Source organism: Gillisia sp. Hel_I_29, assembly GCF_000744275.1.
Classification (GTDB): Bacteria; Bacteroidota; Bacteroidia; order Flavobacteriales; family Flavobacteriaceae; genus Gillisia.
In genome coordinates this window covers 1,866,085-1,887,947 of the sequence record NZ_JQLP01000005.1, presented here as the reverse complement: position 1 = coordinate 1,887,947, position 21,863 = coordinate 1,866,085, and the positions used below count along the sequence as shown (strand labels likewise).

Here is a 21,863-nt window from a genome sequence, read left to right as displayed (position 1 = left end):
AAAATGCTAAAAAAGCTTATTTAATAGTAGGATTCAAGAATGAAACAAATTCTGTGGATTGCTCGCAAAAGATCAATGTTACATTTTAAGGAAGTTTTATAAATTTCTTGATAATGTAAACAACATCAATTCATAATAAAATATGCATTTGATAAAAAATTGTGTACTTTCACTAAGTATTTTTATTCTTTACCATTTAATATTATTACATCTCCCCCTTCAAATAGGTAATCAATAATTTATTCTCAATAGTTATTTTTTAATTATAGAAATTACTATAATAAATCTTAAACCTTTAAATATGAAAAAAATTTTACTCTTACTTTTTCTTGCAGGTTGCCCTTATTTTTTAATCGCACAACAGGTTTCTGGAACCGTTAAAGATGCCACAGGTTTACCTCTACCCGGGGTTAATGTTTCTGAAAAGAATACTGAAAATGGAACAACCACAGATTTTGATGGAAATTTCACCATATCGGTAGATGGTTCTGCCACCTTAGTATTTAGTTATGTAGGGTTTGAAACATCAGAAGTTGATGTTGAAAATAGAACATCCATCAACGTTATTTTAGCAGATGGTGTTTCTCTTAGTGAGGTGCAGCTGGTTGGATCCCGCAGTCCTAAAAGAACAGCTACAGATACTCCGGTAGCAATAGATGTTATTGATGTTAGTTCTGTAACTACCCAAACCGGTAGAATTGAGGTGAATGAACTTTTGCAGTACGCAGCACCATCTTTTAATGCCAATAAACAATCTGGATCTGATGGAGCAGATCATATAGATCCAGCATCTTTAAGAGGATTAGGACCAGATCAAACTTTAGTTTTAATAAATGGAAAAAGAAGACATCAATCATCGCTAATTAATTTATTTGGTACACGTGGAAGAGGAAATACAGGAACAGACCTTAACGCCATACCCGCTGCTGCCATAAAAAGAATAGAAATATTAAGAGATGGAGCTTCCGCACAATATGGATCAGACGCTATTGCAGGGGTGATCAATCTTGTTTTGAATGATGAAGTTGATAAATTTACTGCTAACATAAATTATGGCTTTTACAACACCAATGCCGATGGAGATTTTCCAGATGGCACTCCAAATACAGATGGAAATAGATTAGATACAGAAAGAGATGGCAATAAGATTGGTGATGATAAGAACTTTGATGGAGGCTCTGTTAAAGTAACTGCAAACTATGGAGTAGGAATTGGAGAAAGTGGGTTTGCTAATTTTACTACAGAATACATCAGTAAAAATAAGACACTAAGACCAGGCTTCGATTTTAGAAGAGGTTTTGGAGAAGCGGCAATAGATGGTTTTAATTTCTTTGGAAATCTTGCAATTCCGCTCTCAGATAAAACAGAGTTCTATGCCTTTGGAGGTAGAAATTATAGAGATACCGATGCTTATGCTTTTACAAGAAATAATCCTACAGAGCGTAATGTTGTAAGTATTTATCCAAACGGCTTTACACCAAGAATTACCTCCATTATCACAGATAATTCTGTGGCGGCAGGATTTAGAACCGAAACCAATAGCGGATGGAAAATAGACGTTAGCAATACATGGGGAAAGAATTTCTTCCATTACTATATTAAAGGAACATTAAATGCTTCTTTACAGGAAAACTCTCCTACAGATTTTGATGCAGGTGGACATAGTTTAAGTCAAAACACAGTTAATTTAGATTTCTCTAATTATTATGAAAATGTACTTGCCGGTACCAACCTAGCCTTTGGTATTGAGTATAAAACAGAGAATTTTGAAATATTTTCTGGAGAAGAAGGCTCTTATGGAACCTTTGATGAAAATGGTAGAATAATTACAGATCCTAATGTTCAGGTACAACCAATAGATCCAAATTCAGGAGAATTAAGACCGGGTGGTTCTCAAGGTTTCCCAGGATATGGACCAGCAAACGAGGTTGATAGAAGCAGATCTAATGTTTCCCTATATTTAGATTCAGAATTTGAATTTACAGAGAAATTTTTACTTGCGGCTGCTGCAAGATTTGAAGACTATACCGACTTTGGAAGTACCATAAATGGTAAATTAGCAGCGCGATACAAAGTTTCTGATAACGTAAACACACGTGGTTCTGTGAGTACAGGATTTAGAGCTCCCTCTTTGGCTCAAATATATTATAATTTAAAATTCACAAATTTTGTTAATGGTGTTGCATTAGATACGCAGCTTTCTCCAAATAATAGTCCTGTAACTGCTTCTTTTGGAATTGGACCTCTAAAAGAAGAAACAGCGCTAAACGCATCCCTTGGTTTCACCGCAAATTTCGGAAGCTTTACTTCAACTATAGATGGTTATTACATCAAAGTTAAAGATAGAATTGTACTTACCGGAAACTTTGATGCTCCACAGATAGAAAATGTAGAAGCAGCGCAGTTTTTTGCCAATGGTGCAGATACGGAGACGTACGGATTGGATATCGTACTATCTCATAAGGCTAATTTAGGAGCTGGTACACTTACCTCAAGCTTTATTGGAAATTTTAATGACATGAGTATAACCGATGTAAAAAATGGGATGCTAGATGAACAAACATTTTTTGGAGAACGAGATAAGGCATTTCTTTTAGCTTCTGCTCCCGATAGTAAGTTACTATTGAATTTAAAATATGACATCAAAAGATTTGACGTTGCGTTAGGATTGAACAGGTTTAGCGAAGTTAAATTATTAGATTTCCAGACATTCGAAGATGTAGCAGATTATGGTAGTTTTGAAAATCAAATTGATGCTGCTACAGATACATATAGCGCTAAGATCACCACAGATCTAAATTTAGGATTCAAAATAAGCGATCAATTAAAATTAAACGTAGGTTCTAATAACCTTTTTAATGTATATCCAGATCAACAAGATGATTGGAGTGAAGGTGGTGGATATTGGGATTCTGTACAAATGGGATTTGGTGGAGCGTATTACTACGCTAAATTAAACATGCAATTCTAATTTGTTATTTATCATCAAAAAAAAAGGCAGGGATAAAATCCTTGCCTTTTTTTTACGATATCATTTCTTATTCTACAATATACATTTCATTGGAAGCTCTTATGTATTCTTGGGGATTGAATGTGGATTCAAAACTACCTTTTACTAGATCTAATTTTAATTCTAACTGATTCATTCTATCTTTTAAGAATTCGTCTTGTTTATATTTATCAATTAAAACCTTGTATTTATCTAGATTTTCTAAAATCCTAAAGGTAATGGTTCCAAAACGGATCTTTAAATTTTGAACAGCTTCCATCTGGTTGAAATATTGTTGTTTCCAATTTTCAGGATTTTTTGCTCTTTCTTCTACGATCTTATTTTCAGCAATTTTAGAGATATCTATAATATATTGAGTTCTCTTTTTTGCATCGGTCTCATTGGTAAATCGTTTATTAAATACTTCTTTCTCTATCCCTAACAAATTAACTACGTTAGCCTCCATAGCCTGATTCTGCAATTCTGTAAGCTCATTCAAACTTTTTGTAATGCCTTTCCACTCTGTTTCTATTAGATCCTTATCATGAGTGAATTGTGATACAGACGTAGTAAGATTAAACATCTTCATGCTTTTCTCCCTAAGGTTGCGATCTCTCCTACCCAATGAGTTTATAAAAGATCCTATACCATCAAATAAACTACCCGCAAACATGCCTGTAAAAGGTGTACCTTCAGCCAAATTTCCAGTGACATCTATAATATGACTTAAAGCAGCCAGTCTGGCTTCGTCTTTTTTATTCTCTTCTATATATTTCTGAAATTCTTTAAACCATTCTGCATATCCATCATAATTCATAGGATTACTAGTTTTCTCTAAGGTTCCATAAAAATCTCTAGAACTGTTAAATAGATTTAATGGTTTTATCTCACGCTCCATAGAAGCAAGATTTAATACCGCAGAACTATAGTTATATTTATAAACACTAACCGTGTTTTTATCTAGCTCTTGCTGTCTTTCTTCTAATATTTGTACTCGCTCTAAAAGCTTATCTACTTTCTCTGAAGAAGAGCTAGTATTCTTAATACTCACATCTAGATTATCAATCTTAGCATCTAATTGTTTGATCTTAAGATCTAAGTTTTCTTTTTGAAGGTTACGTTCTCGATTAAGTTCTGTTAATACCAAAGAGGTTACGCTATGATTTTCTAAATTCTCCTGAGCTATTATAACTGAAGGAAATAGCATTCCTATACATAACATTTTGAAGATTGATTTTTTCATCCCTTAAAACTTTGAATTTACTTGTTGGTAAAATTTTACAGCGTATCATATTTTATGCCGCGAAAGATCAATTGAAAAAAAACGAATATAATTATTTTCATTTCCTACCATGAATATGGAGAAATACACCCTTATGTAATTTTAACGACTTGATAGCGACAGAAATTGCAATGATTACAATTTCCACAATTCAATTTTTAATTGATCGAAATTGGTAATATTCATTCTTCAATATTTAAAATTATATGAAAGATATATTTCAAAATACTCATTTTTCCGTCTTAGACCTTGTACCTGTTACTCAGGGAAATACTCCAACAGATTCATTTAGGAATAGTCTAGATCTGGCTCAACATGTAGAAAACTGGGGATATAAAAGATTTTGGATCTCAGAACATCACAATATGGAAAGTATTGCCAGTTCTGCCACTGTAATTTTATTACAACACATCGCACAGGGCACCAAAACTATTAGAGTTGGTTCTGGAGGGATTATGCTTCCAAATCACGCTCCATTAGTTATAGCAGAGCAATTTGGTACCATGGAACTCTTATTCCCTGGTAGAATGGATCTTGGTTTAGGTAGAGCACCGGGTACAGATCAAAGAACTGCCATGGCACTTAGAAGAAATGCACAGGAATCTGTAAACGATTTTCCAAATAACATTCAGGAATTGCAGAGATACTTTTCTAAAGATAACAGACATTCTGATGTTAGAGCTATTCCGGGAGAAGGCCTTGACATTCCATTATACTTATTAGGTTCTAGCACATATAGCGCACAATTAGCAGCTCATAAAGGATTGCCTTATGCTTTTGCTAGTCATTTTGCTCCAGCCTATCTGCATCAGGCATTGAAACTGTACAAGGATGGCTTTGAAAGTTCAGACCAATTAGATAAACCATATGCTATAGCTTGTGTTAATGTAATTGCAGCAGCTACAGATGAAGAGGCAGAACGTTTAGCTACAAGCCAGAAACAAATGTTCTTAGGGCTAATTAGAGGTACGAGAAGACCTATGCAAGCTCCTGTAGAAAATATGGAACATATTTGGAATGAGGCTGAAAAAGCAGCTGTTCAGCAAATGATACATTACAGTTTTATAGGAAGTAAGGCTACCATCAAAGAAAAACTAGCTGCATTTATAGAAGATACAGCAGTAGACGAGATCATGGTGGTTTCTCATATTTTTGATCACAAAGCAAGATTGAGATCTTATGAAATTCTAGGAGAGCTTACCAAGTCTGAATAGGATTGGGTAATGAATAACTCCACGTTCGCCATAAGCTTGCCTCAATTCTTTAGATAAGATATCCACCGGGTTCACCCCTTTATCATTTTCATAGTGCTTAACGGCAGACCATGTTTTTAAATAACCTATAAGGTCATCGAAACTCCAATTTAGATCTAAACTAATTTTTGGAGTTTCGATCTCTTTAAAAGGAAATGGAATGGTCTTATACCCCTCTTCTAAAAGATATCTTTCCTTATCCCAATAAGGCCCCAATAGATCTCTATACAACTCGTCAATTACTCTATTTGTCTCTTCATTGCTAGAAAATAGCTCATATCCAATTACCGCAAATATTCCTTCTGGCTTTAAACATCGTTCTACTTCTTTATAAAATTCCTCAAAATTAAACCAGTGAATAGCTTGTGCAACTGTGATCAGATCAAACGAATCGTTTTTAAAATTAGTTTTCTCTGCAGCTTGTCTCGAGTATAAAATATTTTGTTTAGCTATAGCATTTTTTAATTGTTGCTCACTAATATCTGTAGCTTTAACCTCTTGGAAGTATTCTGCTAGAACTCCCGCTACCTGTCCGTTTCCGGTTCCACAATCCCATGCGGAATTAAAATTAGAGCAATTAGCTAGAATAAAGTTATACAACTCATTAGGATAGGTAGGTCTATATTTAGCATATAGATTAGATTGTGAGGAAAAGTTATCTTTCATTTTACATATTTATATTTTGAGCCGTTAATTCTAAAGTATTAATTTACTAAAAATCACTAAATTAGTAGCACTTACTATACTGTTTAAATATTATACCCTATCGCTATGAAATTCCATAAAATTCCCACCTTATCTAACTATATTTATGCTTTAATACTATTTTTAGTATTTACAGGACCTTATTCTTTTGCTAGTACCTTTATTCAAGTAGAGATACAGCAACAAAATCAATATAGAGAATTTAAAGGAAAGGTAGTAGATAGCAACACCGGGAATGATATTACACTAGCAGTATTAAATTTACAAGGCACCAATATATCTACCATAACCAATTCTGATGGAGAATTTTCTATTAAGATACCGATATCAATAAAAGAAGGCGCCATTAAGATCTCTTATCTAGGATATCAGAGCAAAATTTTACCATTAAGTGATTTTAAAACTGAAAATACTCAGATAGAACTTAGTGAAGTTGTAGAAGAACTTCCTGAGATTAGCCTTTTAGATCATGGCAATGCTACAGAATTAGTTAGGGCAATGATGGATAAGAGAGGTGAAAACTATTCAGATCAAAAAGATATAATTACTGCATTTTATAGAGAGTCTATTCAAAAAAGGAGAAGAAATGTTTCTCTTTCTGAAGCGGTAGTAAAAGTTCTAAAACAACCTTATACCAGCGGTAAGAAAGATCAAATATCAATCTTTAAAGCTAGAAAGAGAACAGATTATGAAAGGTTAGATACTTTAGCCTTAAAACTTCGTGGAGGACCTTATAATACCGTTTTTCTAGACGTAATGAAATATCCTGAGTTTCTATTTACCGGTGTTATCTCAGATAATTTTAATTTTAAACTAGATAATGTTACACGCATTAATAATAAATTGGTCTATATAGTCAATTTTAATGAAAATGATACCTCACAACCCTGGTACTCTGGAAAGCTTTATATCGATTCTGAGAGTTTAGCATTGATAAAAGCCAATTTCAGTATGAACGTGGAAGATAGAGATAGGGCAAGTAGGATTTTTGTTAAAAAGAAACCAAGTGCAGCTTATGTATACCCTGTAGATGTAGTTTATCAAGTAGATTATAGAGAAAGTAATGGGAAATGGTATTACAGTTACAGCAGAGCACAATTAGAATTTGTTGTGAACTGGGACAATAAATTGTTTAATTCCAGATATACGCTTACTGGAGAAATGGCCGTGACAGATCGGGAAAAATTTAGCAATGGTAACCTAAAGAATACAGATCAATTTATAAGTTCATCTGTTGTTATGGTAGATGATGTTTCAGGCTTTACAGATAGAGATTTTTGGGGCGATCAAAATATTATTGAACCTGAGAAATCAATACAAAATGCCATAGAAAAAATTCAGCGTAATATTAAGAAAGATCCGCAATAGATCTTTTACCAAGATAGTAATGCGATGTTCCAAACCTCGTTGTCATTACCTTTATACTTGTATATAAATTGGAAGCCCAATTTCTTGTGAGCCTGCAATGATCTATGATTTCTATCAGAAATGAACGTTACTGCAAATTCGTATTTATTTTGAAAAGTATGTTTATATAACTCATAACAAGATTTAAAAACACCTTGTTGTCTATAATTTTTATCAACACAAACCTGCCCTATAAGTACATAATTATAAGCTGATATAGGTTTATCCTTATATAAACTTTTACTTAATTTAGCTTTAAGTCTTTCTAAAGAAGGCATTGAAATTTCAGAACCTTTACTAATTGCTAATATATAAGCTACAACTCCAGAATCACTTTTACAGATAATGGCAGCTTCTTCCAAGTTTAGATCCTTTAAATTTTCAAAAGTATATTTTAAGCTAACAAATCCCTGAGAATTCATCTCCTTGGAAGTAAGAGCTTCTGGAAGATTTCTTTTCTGTAACTTCAAAATTTCTTCTAATTCTGAATCTTCTGAGACTCTTTTGTAATGAAGATCACTCATTTCTAGATCTATTTTTTTAGCTCAATTAATTTACATACAAAATTTTAGTTGGGTCTACTAAAATTGATAAGATCGTTTATAATACGTCATATTTAGATTAGAACTACAACAAATATTAATTTTCAGGAAAGATCCAAGCATCAAGATTTTATCTAAAAAAAATATAATTCAAAAAAAAAAATCCCGCTCAACAAGATTGAACGGGATTATACAAGAATAAATAAGATTCTCTACGCATTTTCATGCATGAATTTTTGTTTAGCAAGTAATTCTTCTTCGGTTTCTACATGATCATCATCCGGTACGCAACAGTCTACAGGGCAAACTGCAGCACATTGAGGTTCTTCATGAAAACCTTTACATTCTGTACACTTATCTGGAACTATGTAATAGATCTCATCACTTATAGGTTCTTGTGCTTCATTAGCATCTGCTTTTTTACCATTTGGCAGCACTACATTTCCTTCAAGATCTGTACCATCGGTATAACGCCAATCATCTGCGCCTTCATAGATCGCAGTGTTGGGACATTCTGGTTCACAAGCCCCACAGTTAATACATTCGTCTGTTATTATAATTGCCATAGCTTATTTTATTAGTAAATTTAAACTTACATCCTGAAAAAAATTCCTTCACAAATTTTAATTTTTCAAGGATTTATAGGCGATTTTTAACTGATAACTTTTAATTTCGCCGTTACAAATTTAAAGCCAAAACAATTCATAACCAAATAAGCCCATGACAATCGAGCAGCGAAAATTTCACTTACATCAGCTAGGTCTGTTTTTAAATCAATTTCGACGCGAGGGCTTAGTAAAGCAAGATGATTTGCCTCATAATGATGAGTTCTTTGATAGAATGAATGAGCAAATTGAAATGGCCGTGCATCATAATGGTTGGTTTACTAAAGACAATGTTTTATTCTCTCTTGAAGAATGGGCTCAAGCCTTAACTTTAGATAATTTGGAGAAATGGATAACTCCTTATAGTCTTGATGCTATAACTCCAAAAACAGTAGCTATTATCATGGCTGGAAATATTCCGCTAGTAGGTTTTCATGATTTTATATCTGTACTTATTTCTGGGCATAATGTGGTAGCTAAACAATCTTCTAATGATAAGATCTTATTGCCAATATTAGCAGATTATCTTAAAGCAATAAATTCAGAATATAATGATAGAATTACTTTCACTACCGGAAGATTAGAAAGTTTTGATGCCGTAATTGCAACAGGTAGCAATAACACCGCAAGATATTTTGAATATTATTTTGCTAATAAACCTTCTATAATAAGAAAGAATAGAAATTCTGTTGCGGTACTTACAGGAAATGAAACCACAGACCAGTTACAAGCGCTAGGAGAAGATATTTTTAGATATTTTGGTTTAGGATGTAGAAATGTTTCTAAACTATATGTCCCTAAAAATTATGATTTTGATAGCTTCTACAAAGCTTTACAACCTTATGATTCACTTATGAACCATGCCAAATATGCTAATAATTATGACTACAACAAGGCTGTGTATCTAATGAGTGAGTTTAAGATGTTAGATAATGGATTTTTAGTTCTTAAAGAAGATGAGAGCTTTGGCTCCCCTATTGCTACTACCTTTTGGGAAAGCTATACAGATCTAGATGCTTTAAAAAAGAATCTAGAAGACAATAAAGAAAATTTACAATGTATAGTAGCAAATAACTTGCTAGAAGAGGAAGTTAAATTTGGAGAAACTCAACACCCAAAATTATGGGATTACGCAGATAATGTAGATATTTTATCTTTTCTTTCTAATCTTAATTAAGATCAGGTTGTAATAATCATTTTTATTTTAATTTATTTTGAGGTAACACCTCTACCCTATTTTTATTTAATTCTGCCGTTTTGTACCTTGTGGCAAGACTTTATACAATTAATATAACACAAGATTCGGTTACTTTTTATCATCTTTGTTTCAAATACATTCTATATGAAAATACATAATTTTAGCGCTGGTCCTTGCATTTTACCTCAAGAGGTATTTCAGGAGGCTTCGCAAGCAATTCTTAATTATAATAATTCAGGTTTATCAATACTAGAGATCTCTCACAGAAGCAAAGATTTTGTTGCTGTAATGGAAGAAGCTAGAAGTATATCATTAGAACTTCTAGGACTACAAAATAAAGGTTATAAGGCTATATTCTTGCAAGGTGGCGCCAGTATGCAGTTTTTAATGGTTGCTTATAACCTATTAGAACAAAAGGGAGCATATTTAAATACAGGAACTTGGTCTAGTAAAGCTATAAAAGAAGCAAAATTATTTGGAGAGGTAAATGTTGTAAAATCTTCTGAAGACAAGAATTTTAGTTATATCCCAAAAGGATACATGATCCCTACAGATGTAGACTATTTTCATTGCACCAGTAACAATACCATTTTTGGTACTCAAATGAAAGAATTTCCTAATACACCAAAGCCAATGGTGTGTGATATGAGTAGTGATATCTTTTCACGAGACATGGATTTTTCAAAATTTGATCTAATATATGCGGGAGCTCAGAAAAATATGGGACCTGCAGGAACAACTTTGGTTATCGTTAAGGAAAGTCTATTAGGAAAAGTTACCAGAAAGATCCCTTCTATGATGGATTACAAAGTACATATAGAAAAAGAAAGTATGTTCAATACTCCACCTGTTTATGCAGTATATGTATCATTATTAACAATGAAATGGCTTAAGGCTCAAGGTGGGATAAAAGCTATTGAGGAGAGAAACGAAAAGAAAGCACAACTGCTGTATTCTGAAATTGATATTAATCCTTTATTCAAAGGATATACCGCTGTTGAAGATAGATCTATTATGAATGCTACTTTCAATCTAAATGATGAATCATTAAAAGAAAAGTTTGATAGTATGTGCAAGGAAGCTGGCATAAATGGAATTAATGGACACAGAAGTGTAGGTGGGTACAGAGCATCCATGTATAATGCATTACCGCTAGAAAGCGTTGAGGTGTTAGTAGATGTGATGAGTGATCTTGAACGCAACGCATAATTTTAAGGAACTCCTTTTAATTTAAAAATCGGAGTAAATAATAATGAAAATTATTTTTTAATGAAAGTATTAGCTACCAACGGACTCTCAGAATCTGGTATCAACAAATTGAAGAATGCAGGCTTTGAGGTATCTGTCACTAAAGTTGCTCAAGAGCAATTGATACAATTTATTAATGATGAAAAGATCAACATTCTCTTAGTTAGAAGTGCTACTCAGGTAAAAAAAGATGTTATAGATGCTTGCCCTGGCTTAAAAATAATTGGAAGAGCTGGTGTTGGAATGGACAATATAGATGTTAAGTATGCCAAAGAAAAAGGCCTCAAAGTAATCAATACTCCTACTGCTAGTTCTTGCTCTGTAGCAGAATTGGTTTTTGCACATCTATTTAGTGGTGTACGTTATTTACATGACTCTAATAGAAATATGCCTTTAAGTGGAGATTCTATGTTTAAGGATCTCAAGAAAAATTATGCTGGTGGTATCGAGTTAAGAGGCAAAACTCTGGGAATTATCGGAATGGGTAAAATAGGTCATGAAGTGGCAAAGATAGCTTTGGGAATTGGTATGAAAGTTATTGCCAGTGATGATACTGTTGGAGAAACTAAGATCACCTTAAATTTCTATAATGATCAGTCCGTTACTATTCCAATAAAAACAGAACCAATAAAGGATATTTTAAAGGATTCAGACTTTATAACTTTGCACGTTCCCGCTCAAAATAAGCCACTTATTGGTAAAAATGAATTGGAAATGATGAAGCAGGGTGCGGCTATAATAAATACTTCGCGAGGTGGTGTTGTAGATGAAGTAGCATTAATTGATGCTTTAGAAAGTGGAAAAATAAGGTTTGCCGGTTTGGATGTTTTTGAAGAAGAACCTACCCCGGCAATTCGAGTGTTAATGGAAGAAAGAATATCGCTTAGTCCGCATATTGGAGCTTCCACCAAAGAAGCTCAGGAAAGAATTGGTTTGGAACTTGCAGACCAAATTATAGCAATTCAGAAAGAACTTTCAGCTTAAAATAAAACGGAATTATAAGAATGCTCTGGAAGCACGAACTTCTTGAGCATTTTTTATTTAAGGCGATTCTGATTTGTAGATTTTCTTTTTAGAACTGAAAATTAAAAGTCGTATCTTAATATGTTTAATAATTATTTTTGATCTCTAACGTTTAAAACCATAAGACTTCGAAAAAAATAAAATTATATCTATGAAAAATCTTTTTTATATATTCCTATTAGCACTTATTATTTATAGCTGTGGTACGGGAAATAGAAATTTTAAAGGAACAGATGCTAATGCTGCAGTGAATGATACTGTAAGGATTGCAAATGATAGTTTAGAATATGAAGTAATAGTTATAGAGCCTGGCTTTAACCTTTTCCTAAATAGTATTGCTAGACCAAGAGCGTATTATTCTCAAACTTATTTAGAAAATAAGAATCAATTTCTTGTGAGAGATTATAATGCAAGAGTCATGCAGCCACAAAGATTTAATTCTAATTTATATATTCAAGAGATTAATTATGATCCTAATATTGATTATGGATACGAGGTTAATTATTTAATATATAACTATTTTGTCTTCATTTCTAGAGAATACAATCAAAAGTTCTCTGTCCCTACCCGAATTTAAGTACGGAATTTCGCTATTGAATTTCTATATGATATCTTTGTGGCATGAATAAATTAAAGCAACGCTGGGGCATAAGTTCTAATTTTCAATTAATCATGATTCTTGTGGTATTTGCCGTAACAGGATCTACCTCGGTAAGGCTTGCAGCTCCAATTTGTAATTTTTTTGGAGTATATCAAGAAACTTCTCCGTGGTATGTATTTTGGCCTATAAGAATATTACTGGTTTTTCCAATATATCAATTATTATTGGTAGGATTTGGATGGCTATTTGGTCAATTTGAATTCTTCTGGAATTTTGAGAAAAAAATGCTCACGCGACTTGGGTTCTCTAGATTTTTGAACTAGTTTTACAGTGTGAGTTTATTTCAAAAATATAGTTTAATTTTTCTTACCCTGGCAATTTTATTTCCGCCGGGTGCTAAACTATCCCACATGTATGCTCATGATGATCATCCCGTTTGTAGTGATCATAATGATGCCCACATTCACAAAAATCAACTAAGCTGTGAGCTTTGTAAATTTCACTTTGCTCCTTTTAGTAGTTTTACTCCTTTTACCTATGAGTTAACGAATGATTTCTTTGTAGAAAAGAAATTCTTCAACAACTATATTTTCTTAAGCGAATATCAAAAACTCTCCTTTGCCTTAAGAGGTCCTCCTCAAGGGAATTCTATCGTATAAATTCTTATATGGCTATTAAGCCATCATACTTTAATTCCTTAATAATACTAAAATGCATAAAATATTATATATGCTAATTGCGCTTGCAATAGCAACAAATGCCTATTCCCAAAATCCTGTAATCGGAAAAGTGAAAGATGCAGAAACAAATTTACCAATAGCGGGTGTTACATTATATTTTCCTCAACTAGAAAAAGGAACCAGCTCCAATCTAGACGGAGAATTTGAATTTAAAAATATCCCTGATGGAAATTTTAACCTGATAATTACCTCCATTGGGTATAGTTCTAAGACCCTAAACCTTACTATTCCAAATTCTCAAAATCTTGAAATTCTATTACAGGCCTCTGCCATAGAAATGGAAACGGTTATTGTTTCCACTCCATTTCATCAATTACAAAGTGATAATGTAATGAAAGTGGAAAGAGAGAACGTAAGTGACCTTAAAAAAAGAGGTGCACTTAATTTAGCTGAAGGGATAACGCAAATTCCTGGAGTAGAAAGCGTAACCACCGGTGCAGGTATCGGAAAACCAGTTATTAGAGGGCTTAGTTCAAATAGAGTGTTGGTATACACCCAAGGAGTTAGATTAGAAAATCAACAATTTGGAGATGAACATGGATTAGGAGTAAGTGCCAGTGGTGTGGAAAGTGTAGAAGTTATTAAAGGGCCTGCCTCTCTTCTTTATGGAAGTGACGCCCTTGGTGGAGTATTATACCTAAACCCCGAGAAATATGCTCCACAACAGAGCACCCATGCAGATGCTAAATATGCATATCAAACCAATACCCTTGGATCTGAATATAATTTGGGTGTAAAAACTTCCGGCAAAAATTTAAAATTTTTAGCTCGAGGAAATTACGCTACTCATAGCGATTATGAAACGGGATCTGACATTAGAGTAACCAATACAAGATTTAAGGAACTAGACCTAAAGACAGGTGTAGGATTTCAAACCCAGTCTTATAAAGGAGATCTGAGATACAATTATAATAACTCAAAACTAGGAATTCCTGAAGAGATTGGAGCTCAAAGTACTTCTAAAGATCAAATGCAACCCAACCAAGAGGTAGACAATCATGTATTAAGTTTAGACAATAAGTTTTACCTTAAAAATTCCAGTATAGACGTTAAACTTGGTTATCTATTCAATAACAGAAAGGAGTTTGAAGAAGAAGAGGGAGAAGATGCAGTACCAGCAGAAATTACAAATTTAGATCCTGCCTTAGAATTGCACTTAAACACCTTAAACTATGATGTGAAATATAACACAGCTAAATGGGGGAAATTTCAGACTATTTTCGGAATTCAAGGAATGCATCAAACTAATGAAAACTTAGGAGAAGAAGTTCTTATTCCAGATGCTACAGTAACCGATTTTGGAATTCTAGCTACCACACATTATCATCTAGAGAAAATAGATTTCCAGGGTGGATTTAGGTTTGATACTCGAAATATAGATTCTCAGGAAATGGGAATTGTAGGTGAAGAAAAATACTTTGCGCCATTAGATAGAAGTTTTACCAGTTATAATGGAGCAATAGGAGCGAAATTTGATCTATTTACAAAACTGTCTACTAGAATAAATCTTGCATCAGGATTTAGAGCACCTAACTTAGCTGAACTGACTTCTAACGGTACACATGAAGGAACAAATAGATATGAAATTGGAAATCCTGATCTGGACAATGAGCAAAACTTTCAAATTGATGTAGCTTTTGAATATCAAAATGAACATTTTGAGATCTTTGCGAATCCGTTTTACAACATTATTTCCAACTATATATTCATTAACCCGAGCGGAGAATTAATAGACGGAAATCCTGTTTTTGATTATGTACAGAATGATGTGAGATTGTATGGAGGGGAAGCCGGATTGCATTTACATCCACACCCTATAGACTGGCTACATTTAGAAAGCAATTTTGAGATAGTTAGAGGCGAACAGAAAGATGGAGAGGACCTTCCTTTAATTCCAGCTGCATCAATTACCAATACATTAAGAACAGAATTTAGTAATGTGAAGGGGATAGCTAATAGCTATGCTTTTATCAGTTCGAAAAGCGTACTAGATCAAGATCATTTCTCAACATTTGAAACAAGAACTCCAGGATATACCTTATTTAGCGCAGGTTTTGGTGGAGCGTTCGCGGTTTCTAAATTAGGAGTAGATTTTAATGTTAGTGCAAATAATTTATTCAATAAATCTTATATCTCTCATCTGTCTAGATTAAAACCAGATGGGATACAAGATAGAGGTAGAAATATTACACTTAGCTTAAGAACATCCATATAAATGCAAAAGGAGGTTGCCTAAAAGACAACCTCCTTTTTATTTAATCAACTAATTAATTTATACAACTTCTGCTTCTAAGATAATTTCTTTACTAGAAGGATTACTTTTCCACACAAAAGTATACAACCACATTAATGTGAAAGAAGGAATAAGATCTGTTCCCGGTAATATCTCTTCAAGAAATACCAATATAGATGCTAATTTCCCTTTTTTTCCAGGATACATATTTCGCATTTGTTTAGCTGCAACCGGTGCCCATGCAAGATCTAAAAATGGCCCTACAAAAGGAATAGCATATGTTGCCATTCCTGCTAAATCAAAAAGAACTCCTTTGATCAATAAATTATTTTTTGAATTTTTCATAATTTAGTTCTGTTTTATAAGAACTCTAAAACAAATAAGATGCCATTATCTTAAGTGAGAACTAATTAAATTCATAAACTCGTTTCTAGTTTCTATTTTTTCAAATTGACCTCTAAACCCTGACGTTGTGGTAACACTATTTTGTTTTTGTACTCCCCTCATCATCATACACATATGTTGCGCTTCAATAACTACGGCTACCCCTTGCGGTTTTAATGTTGAATTAATGCACTCCAAAATGTCATGAGTTAAGCGCTCTTGAACTTGCATTCTTCTCGAAAAAATATCTACAATTCGAGGAAGTTTGCTAAGTCCTACAATATGTCCGTTTGGTATATACGCAATGTGAGCCTTCCCAAAAAAGGGTAGCATGTGGTGTTCACATAGAGAATATAACTCAATATCCTTTACCAGAACCATCTCGTTATAGGTCTCTTTAAACATAGCACTTCTTAAGATCTCTTCTGGATTAGCATCATAACCTTGCATTAAGAATTGCATCGCCTTAGCCGCTCTTTCCGGAGTTTTAACTATACCCTCTCTTTTAGGATCTTCACCTATCTTTTCGATAATATTCTTAAAATTATCCTTTAGCGCTTCGCTTACTTCCAGATCGTATTCTTCAAAATATTTATACATAACCTTATTTTTTCAATTTTTCTGAAAAAAGCTCTGTAAGCTTTTTGATCTTTGGATCTATAATAACTTGGCAATACTGTTGCTGTCTATGATTGCTGTAGTATTCTTTATGCTCCTCTTCTGCCTCGTAGAAGGGTCCTGCTTCTGAAACTTCGGTGACAATTTTATCTTTAAAGATATCTTCTGAAGAGATCCTTTCTATAACGCTATTAGCCACTTTATGCTGCTCTTCTGAAGTATAAAAGATAGCACTTCTATACTGGGTACCCACATCATATTGCTGTCTATTTAAAGTAGTAGGATCGTGAGTACTGAAGAAAATATACAGTAATTCTTCAAAATTTGTAACCTTGGGATCAAATTCTATTTTAATAGCTTCTGCATGTCCTGTTCTTCCGGTAATAATCTCTCTATATGCAGGGTTTTTAATAGCGCCTCCACTAAATCCTGGAATTACATTTCTTACTCCATCTACCCTTTCAAAAACTGCCTCTGTACACCAAAAACAACCACCTGCCAGAATAGCTACTTCTGTATTTATATCATTCATAATGATCTCTAAATTTTGTTTAATAAAACTAAGTAATTTTTAAACAATAATGCGCAATATTATTGTTTTTTCGAAGATTAGGTTCCTTATAATAGTGTTAAATATGATAAGGCTTATTACATGCAAAAAAATAATGATTAGATCTATTATATAAACTATTCTTATGCTCCTAAAATTCGTTCATTTGTTAGGCTTAACCTTATATCACAAATTACTCCAAAAGATCTTTAAATTAGTATTGAAACCAACAAAATAATTATTTGCTATATAGCTTATTGATATCAAGATAAAAACAATATCAGCTTTAGGGCGAGTATCATGCAATCTATACACTATCACCTTTACTTTCTGAATTGTGCACCAGAATATTTTAGCTGTATTTTTAAAATGGAGTACGTACTCTTTAAAAGATTATAAGTAATTTCACTTTTTTAAGTAAAGCAAATGATCTACGCTAATAACATTCATAAATACTATGGAGACCTACATGTTTTAAAAGGGGTTAATCTTCATATTGCAAAAAGTGAAATTGTATCTATAGTAGGTGCTTCTGGAGCAGGAAAGACCACCTTACTTCAAATTTTAGGAACTTTAGACAATCCAGATAAAAAGCCTGATAGCTCTTTAAAAATTAATGATATAGATATATATGCTCAAAGTGCAAATAGACTTTCCAAGTTCAGAAATGAACAGGTAGGTTTTATTTTTCAATTTCATCAGTTATTACCAGAGTTTACAGCCTTAGAAAATATTTGTATACCCGCCTTCATAAAGAATACCAGCAAGGCTGAAGCGGAAAAAAGGGCTTATGAATTGTTAGATTTTCTAGGATTAAAAGAGAGGGCTCATCACAAACCCGGAGCACTTAGCGGTGGAGAACAACAAAGAATTGCAGTAGCCCGTTCATTAATCAACAATCCTGCAGTGATATTTGCAGATGAACCATCTGGAAATTTAGATAGTGAGTCTGCAGAAAATTTACACAAATTATTCTTTCAACTAAGAGAAGAATTTCACCAAACCTTTGTTATTGTTACACATAATGAAGAATTGGCAAATATGGCAGATAGAAAATTAACGATGGTAGACGGGGAGATCATTTAATTATATATTAGAATTATTTTTGAATGCTAAAGAGATCAGAATTAAAATCATTTTTAGATTATAAAGTAGAGCAATATAATTCTCCGGAATTTATAGTAACAGATCCCATACAAATTCCGCATAAATTCAGTAAAAAAGAAGATATAGAGATCGCTGGATATCTTACAGCAACTATATCATGGGGCAATAGAAAGAGCATCTTAACCAATGCCAATTCGCTATTAGAAAGAATGGATTTTGATCCTTATAATTTTGTTCTCAATCATACTAAAGAAGATCTCAATAATCTAGACAATTTTGTACATAGAACTTTTAATAGCCTTGACCTTCAATATTTCATTTTATCACTTCAAAATATTTATAAAAATCATGGAGGCCTAGAAACCGTTTTTTCTAATCATGCAGAAAAGAATTCCCTTCAAAAAGCAATCCACGAATTTAAAAACATTTTTTTTGAACTGCAACACATGCCTCGTACTCAAAAACATGTGAGCGATCCATTGAAGAATTCTGCTGCAAAAAGAATAAATATGTTTTTAAGGTGGATGGTAAGAAAAGATTCTAAGGGAGTAGATTTTGGAATTTGGGAAAAGGTTCAACCAAATCAATTGTCCTGTCCCTTAGATGTTCATTCCGGAAATACTGCTAGAAAGCTAGGGCTTTTAAAGAGAAAACAGAACGATGCCAAAGCCTTACTAGAGCTAGATCTTAGCTTAAGAAAATTGGATGCTTTGGATCCGGTTAAGTATGATTTTGCTTTATTTGGTCTAGGAGTTTTTGAGAAATACTAACAATCCCCCTACTCCTATTTAAAAATGTTTAACTTTGAGAAGACTTTCGTAAAATACAGGCGTATCTATTGAGAGTTCCTTACTTAATATTGTTATGATATATCCTAAGAAACCAGAAAATCAAACGCAGCGATTAAAGACTCTTGCCGACCTTAATATAATGCATTCTGAAGCGGAAGATAGTTATGATAATATCACAGCTTTGGCATCTTATATCTGTAAGGTTCCTATAGCTTTGATATCGCTAATAGGAGAAAACACGCAGTGGTTTAAATCTAAAGTAGGAACAGATATTTGTGAAGGAGATCCAAGTTTATCGCATTGTGCTCATGCCATTTTAAATCCGAATACACTTCTAGAGATCGAAGACACTCGTAACGACGAAAGATTTTCTGATAACCCATATACTTTAGCAGATCCCCCACTTTTGTATTACGCGGGAATGCCCTTAAAGGCTGATAATGGGGTAGTTTTGGGAACTCTATGTGTTTTAGATGTTAAACCAAATAAACTAAATGATTCTCAAAAATCTGCGCTAAAAGCATTGGCCATACAAGTAGAGAAACTTTTTGAACTTCATAGAAGGAATCTCCATTTAGAAAAGGTAAAGGATCAGCTAAAGTTAAAAAATAATCAGCTGAGAGAATTTGCAGGAACGGTTTCTCACGATATGAAGATGCCACTGGCGAATATGATCATTACAACAGATCTGTTAAAGGCCAAATATGCTGGTAAGATAGATGCTCAGGGAATGGAATATCTTGGCTACTTAAAACAATCTTCTTTTAAGCTCAGTAATTATATCAGTTCCATTTTAGAACATTATGAGAGCGATACTCTCACAGAATCTAAAGAAGTTGAGTTTGATATTCATGATCTTTTAGAAGAAATAATAGATCTTCTGAATATTAATTATGATTGTGTTATAAATCTCCCTGAAGAGAATATTATGATCAAGACCAATCGTGTTGTTTTGGAACAGATCTTTCTAAATCTTATTGGAAATAGTTTAAAATACAATAATCGAGACGAAATAGTAATAGATGTAATGTGCATAAGGCAGGAAGATTACTACAACTTTACTATTAAAGATAATGGGATTGGAATTCCAAAAGATAAGCAAGAGGAAATCTTTAATTTATTTACAGTTTTAGCAGAATCAGACCGTAGCGGGAATCGAGGTAATGGAATAGGACTTTCTACCGTAAAAAAACTTGTAGAATCTATGGGAGGAGAAATATCTTTGATTTCTGAAGTAAATATCGGCACAACGTTCAATTTCTCGATTAAACGCAATCTGTTTTCTTAAAAAATAACTGATTTACAACATAATAGATAAAAAATAAGTGTTATTATTGATATTGCAAATGTGTAGAGCAACGCTGTATGAAAGATGACTATTCTATTGAAACGAAAAACCCTACCCATAATTCCAAAGAATTAAAGCAATTACTGTCTTCTCAAGACAATGATTTCTATCAAATTATATTTCTAGCTTCAAAATTGTGTAATGTGCCAATGGCATGCATGAGTTTGATAGGAGAAGATTATATGCATTGTAAATATTCTACAGGAATCAACTTTGATAAGGAAGAACTTCGAAATTCTTTTTCTCACCGCACCTTAGAATCCAGCAATCAAGTAACGGTACTTAATTATTCTGAAGACCCAGTATTATTTAAACAGGTTGGGATTAGTTATGACAGGGATATTAAATTTTATGCCGGGGTATCGCTAAAGAATAATTTAGGAATGAAGATTGGCGTTCTTAGCATCTTAGATTCTGAGGAACGATCTTTAGACGGAAGCGATCTAAAGGCTTTTCACGCACTTGCAAATCAATGCAACAAGCTTATAGAATTTAGTTTTCAAAATCAAAAATTTCAGGAGATCCAAAACAGTTTAAAAGAGAAATATCAGGAACTAGAAAAGTTTGCCAGCTTAGTTTCTCATGATATTAAATCTCCATTAGCCAACATTATTTCCCTCACCGAATTGTTGAGAGAAGAGAATAAAGGAAAACTTGATGCCGAAAATGTTGAATACCTAAACTACCTTGTAGAATCTTCCTATTCACTTAGAAATTATGTAGATGGGATCTTAGTTTTCTATAAGAGTGAGCAAATGCTCGATAAAGATTATGAAAATGTAAACCTTGAAGAGATCGTTAAAACCATTGTACAACTCTTTAATATATCTACAGATGTTTCTATGGAATATCCTAAGAATATAACTTTACATAAAGTCAACAAATCTGCACTTACCCAAGTATTATTGAATTTAGTAAGCAATTCTCTTAAATATAATAACAAGAAAGAAAGAAATGTAAAAATTCAATTTGAAGACTCTCCATATTATTATCGTTTTAAAGTGATAGATAATGGGAATGGAATACAGGAAGGAGATATTAATAAGATTTTTCAACTTTTCACTACGTTGGATACTAATGATAGAGATGGAAATCCTGGAAGTGGTATTGGCCTTGCCACCGTTCAGAAGTTGGTAACCAATATGGGTGGTAAGATAAAGGTCTCTTCAGAAATAGGAAAAGGAAGCACTTTTGACTTTAGTGTAAAGCGCTTATAGCGATCAAAATTCTTTTAGCTTT

The 21,863-nt window shown here is 33.1% G+C and carries 21 protein-coding genes; 14 read left to right on the top strand and 7 right to left on the bottom strand.

The genetic code is table 11. The features are described 5' to 3' along the window. Positions 1-301 precede the first annotated feature (301 nt). Entirely contained in the window at positions 302-2,971 is a 2,670-nt protein-coding gene (locus tag P163_RS13775) for a TonB-dependent receptor (protein ID WP_034892415.1), read from the top strand. A 67-nt stretch (positions 2,972-3,038) separates the two neighbouring features. Here P163_RS13775 and P163_RS13770 read toward each other — a convergent pair whose 3' ends face one another. After that, the gene (locus P163_RS13770; protein WP_034892414.1) at positions 3,039-4,232 is read right to left on the bottom strand and encodes a hypothetical protein; all 1,194 of its coding nucleotides are present in this window, start codon (positions 4,230-4,232) and stop codon (positions 3,039-3,041) included. 245 nt (positions 4,233-4,477) lie between these two features. Between P163_RS13770 and P163_RS13765 the strand changes: the two genes are divergently transcribed. After that, positions 4,478-5,485, top strand: a complete 1,008-nt coding sequence (locus tag P163_RS13765) for an LLM class flavin-dependent oxidoreductase (RefSeq protein ID WP_034892413.1) — start codon at positions 4,478-4,480, stop codon at positions 5,483-5,485. On the opposite strand, the gene P163_RS13760 is transcribed toward P163_RS13765, so the two are convergent. Then, positions 5,459-6,190, bottom strand: a complete 732-nt coding sequence (locus P163_RS13760; protein ID WP_034892410.1) for a class I SAM-dependent methyltransferase — start codon at positions 6,188-6,190, stop codon at positions 5,459-5,461. The genes P163_RS13765 and P163_RS13760 overlap by 27 nt on opposite strands. A gap of 105 nt (positions 6,191-6,295) precedes the next feature. Here P163_RS13760 and P163_RS13755 point away from each other — a divergent pair, with 105 nt between their 5' ends. Next, entirely contained in the window at positions 6,296-7,597 is a 1,302-nt protein-coding gene (locus tag P163_RS13755) for a carboxypeptidase-like regulatory domain-containing protein (protein WP_034892409.1), read from the top strand. A 5-nt stretch (positions 7,598-7,602) separates the two neighbouring features. Here P163_RS13755 and P163_RS13750 read toward each other — a convergent pair whose 3' ends face one another. Continuing rightward, positions 7,603-8,160 carry a GNAT family N-acetyltransferase gene (locus P163_RS13750; protein ID WP_034892408.1) on the bottom strand — a complete coding sequence of 186 codons (558 nt, stop codon included), beginning with the start codon at positions 8,158-8,160 and terminating at the stop codon, positions 7,603-7,605. A gap of 230 nt (positions 8,161-8,390) precedes the next feature. Further along, a complete protein-coding gene (locus P163_RS13745; RefSeq protein ID WP_034892407.1) occupies positions 8,391-8,744 on the bottom strand; it encodes a 4Fe-4S dicluster domain-containing protein in 354 nt (117 codons plus the stop codon). Positions 8,745-8,898: 154 nt separating this feature from the next. Here P163_RS13745 and P163_RS13740 point away from each other — a divergent pair, with 154 nt between their 5' ends. The 7 genes from P163_RS13740 (at position 8,899) to P163_RS13710 (ending at position 15,808) form a co-directional block, all read left to right on the top strand. Then, on the top strand, positions 8,899-9,960 hold the full coding sequence (locus P163_RS13740; RefSeq protein WP_034892406.1) for an acyl-CoA reductase: 1,062 nt from the start codon (positions 8,899-8,901) through the stop codon (positions 9,958-9,960). A gap of 165 nt (positions 9,961-10,125) precedes the next feature. Further along, positions 10,126-11,190: a 3-phosphoserine/phosphohydroxythreonine transaminase gene (serC, locus tag P163_RS13735; protein WP_034892405.1), complete on the top strand. Its 1,065-nt coding sequence runs from the start codon at positions 10,126-10,128 to the stop codon at positions 11,188-11,190. Between the two features lie 60 nt (positions 11,191-11,250). Next, the gene (locus P163_RS13730; protein ID WP_034892402.1) at positions 11,251-12,213 is read left to right on the top strand and encodes a D-2-hydroxyacid dehydrogenase; all 963 of its coding nucleotides are present in this window, start codon (positions 11,251-11,253) and stop codon (positions 12,211-12,213) included. A gap of 190 nt (positions 12,214-12,403) precedes the next feature. Further along, positions 12,404-12,829: a DUF6146 family protein gene (locus tag P163_RS13725; protein WP_034892401.1), complete on the top strand. Its 426-nt coding sequence runs from the start codon at positions 12,404-12,406 to the stop codon at positions 12,827-12,829. A gap of 44 nt (positions 12,830-12,873) precedes the next feature. Continuing rightward, complete coding sequence (locus tag P163_RS13720) at positions 12,874-13,176, top strand: DUF6787 family protein (RefSeq protein WP_034892400.1); 303 nt, start codon at positions 12,874-12,876, stop codon at positions 13,174-13,176. 87 nt (positions 13,177-13,263) lie between these two features. After that, positions 13,264-13,512, top strand: a complete 249-nt coding sequence (locus P163_RS13715) for a hypothetical protein (protein ID WP_231556204.1) — start codon at positions 13,264-13,266, stop codon at positions 13,510-13,512. A 52-nt stretch (positions 13,513-13,564) separates the two neighbouring features. Next, entirely contained in the window at positions 13,565-15,808 is a 2,244-nt protein-coding gene (locus P163_RS13710) for a TonB-dependent receptor (RefSeq protein WP_034892398.1), read from the top strand. Positions 15,809-15,865: 57 nt separating this feature from the next. Here the strand turns inward: P163_RS13710 and P163_RS13705 are convergent, their stop codons facing one another. Genes P163_RS13705 through msrA form a run of 3 tightly spaced genes read right to left on the bottom strand, consistent with a single transcriptional unit; the run spans position 15,866 to position 17,360 of the window. Continuing rightward, the gene (locus tag P163_RS13705; RefSeq protein ID WP_034892397.1) at positions 15,866-16,171 is read right to left on the bottom strand and encodes a hypothetical protein; all 306 of its coding nucleotides are present in this window, start codon (positions 16,169-16,171) and stop codon (positions 15,866-15,868) included. A gap of 45 nt (positions 16,172-16,216) precedes the next feature. Continuing rightward, positions 16,217-16,810: a GTP cyclohydrolase I FolE gene (folE, locus tag P163_RS13700; RefSeq protein ID WP_034892396.1), complete on the bottom strand. Its 594-nt coding sequence runs from the start codon at positions 16,808-16,810 to the stop codon at positions 16,217-16,219. 4 nt (positions 16,811-16,814) lie between these two features. Next, the gene (gene msrA, locus P163_RS13695; protein ID WP_034892395.1) at positions 16,815-17,360 is read right to left on the bottom strand and encodes a peptide-methionine (S)-S-oxide reductase MsrA; all 546 of its coding nucleotides are present in this window, start codon (positions 17,358-17,360) and stop codon (positions 16,815-16,817) included. A 444-nt stretch (positions 17,361-17,804) separates the two neighbouring features. Here msrA and P163_RS13690 point away from each other — a divergent pair, with 444 nt between their 5' ends. From P163_RS13690 to P163_RS13675, 4 genes are all read left to right on the top strand, one after another. Next, positions 17,805-18,464, top strand: coding sequence for an ABC transporter ATP-binding protein (locus P163_RS13690; protein WP_034892374.1), 660 nt, complete (start codon positions 17,805-17,807; stop codon positions 18,462-18,464). A gap of 23 nt (positions 18,465-18,487) precedes the next feature. Further along, the gene (locus tag P163_RS13685) at positions 18,488-19,255 is read left to right on the top strand and encodes a TIGR02757 family protein (RefSeq protein WP_034892372.1); all 768 of its coding nucleotides are present in this window, start codon (positions 18,488-18,490) and stop codon (positions 19,253-19,255) included. A gap of 94 nt (positions 19,256-19,349) precedes the next feature. Continuing rightward, positions 19,350-20,564, top strand: a complete 1,215-nt coding sequence (locus P163_RS13680) for a GAF domain-containing sensor histidine kinase (protein WP_034892369.1) — start codon at positions 19,350-19,352, stop codon at positions 20,562-20,564. Positions 20,565-20,641: 77 nt separating this feature from the next. After that, positions 20,642-21,841 carry a sensor histidine kinase gene (locus tag P163_RS13675; protein ID WP_034892366.1) on the top strand — a complete coding sequence of 400 codons (1,200 nt, stop codon included), beginning with the start codon at positions 20,642-20,644 and terminating at the stop codon, positions 21,839-21,841. Positions 21,842-21,863 lie beyond the last annotated feature (22 nt).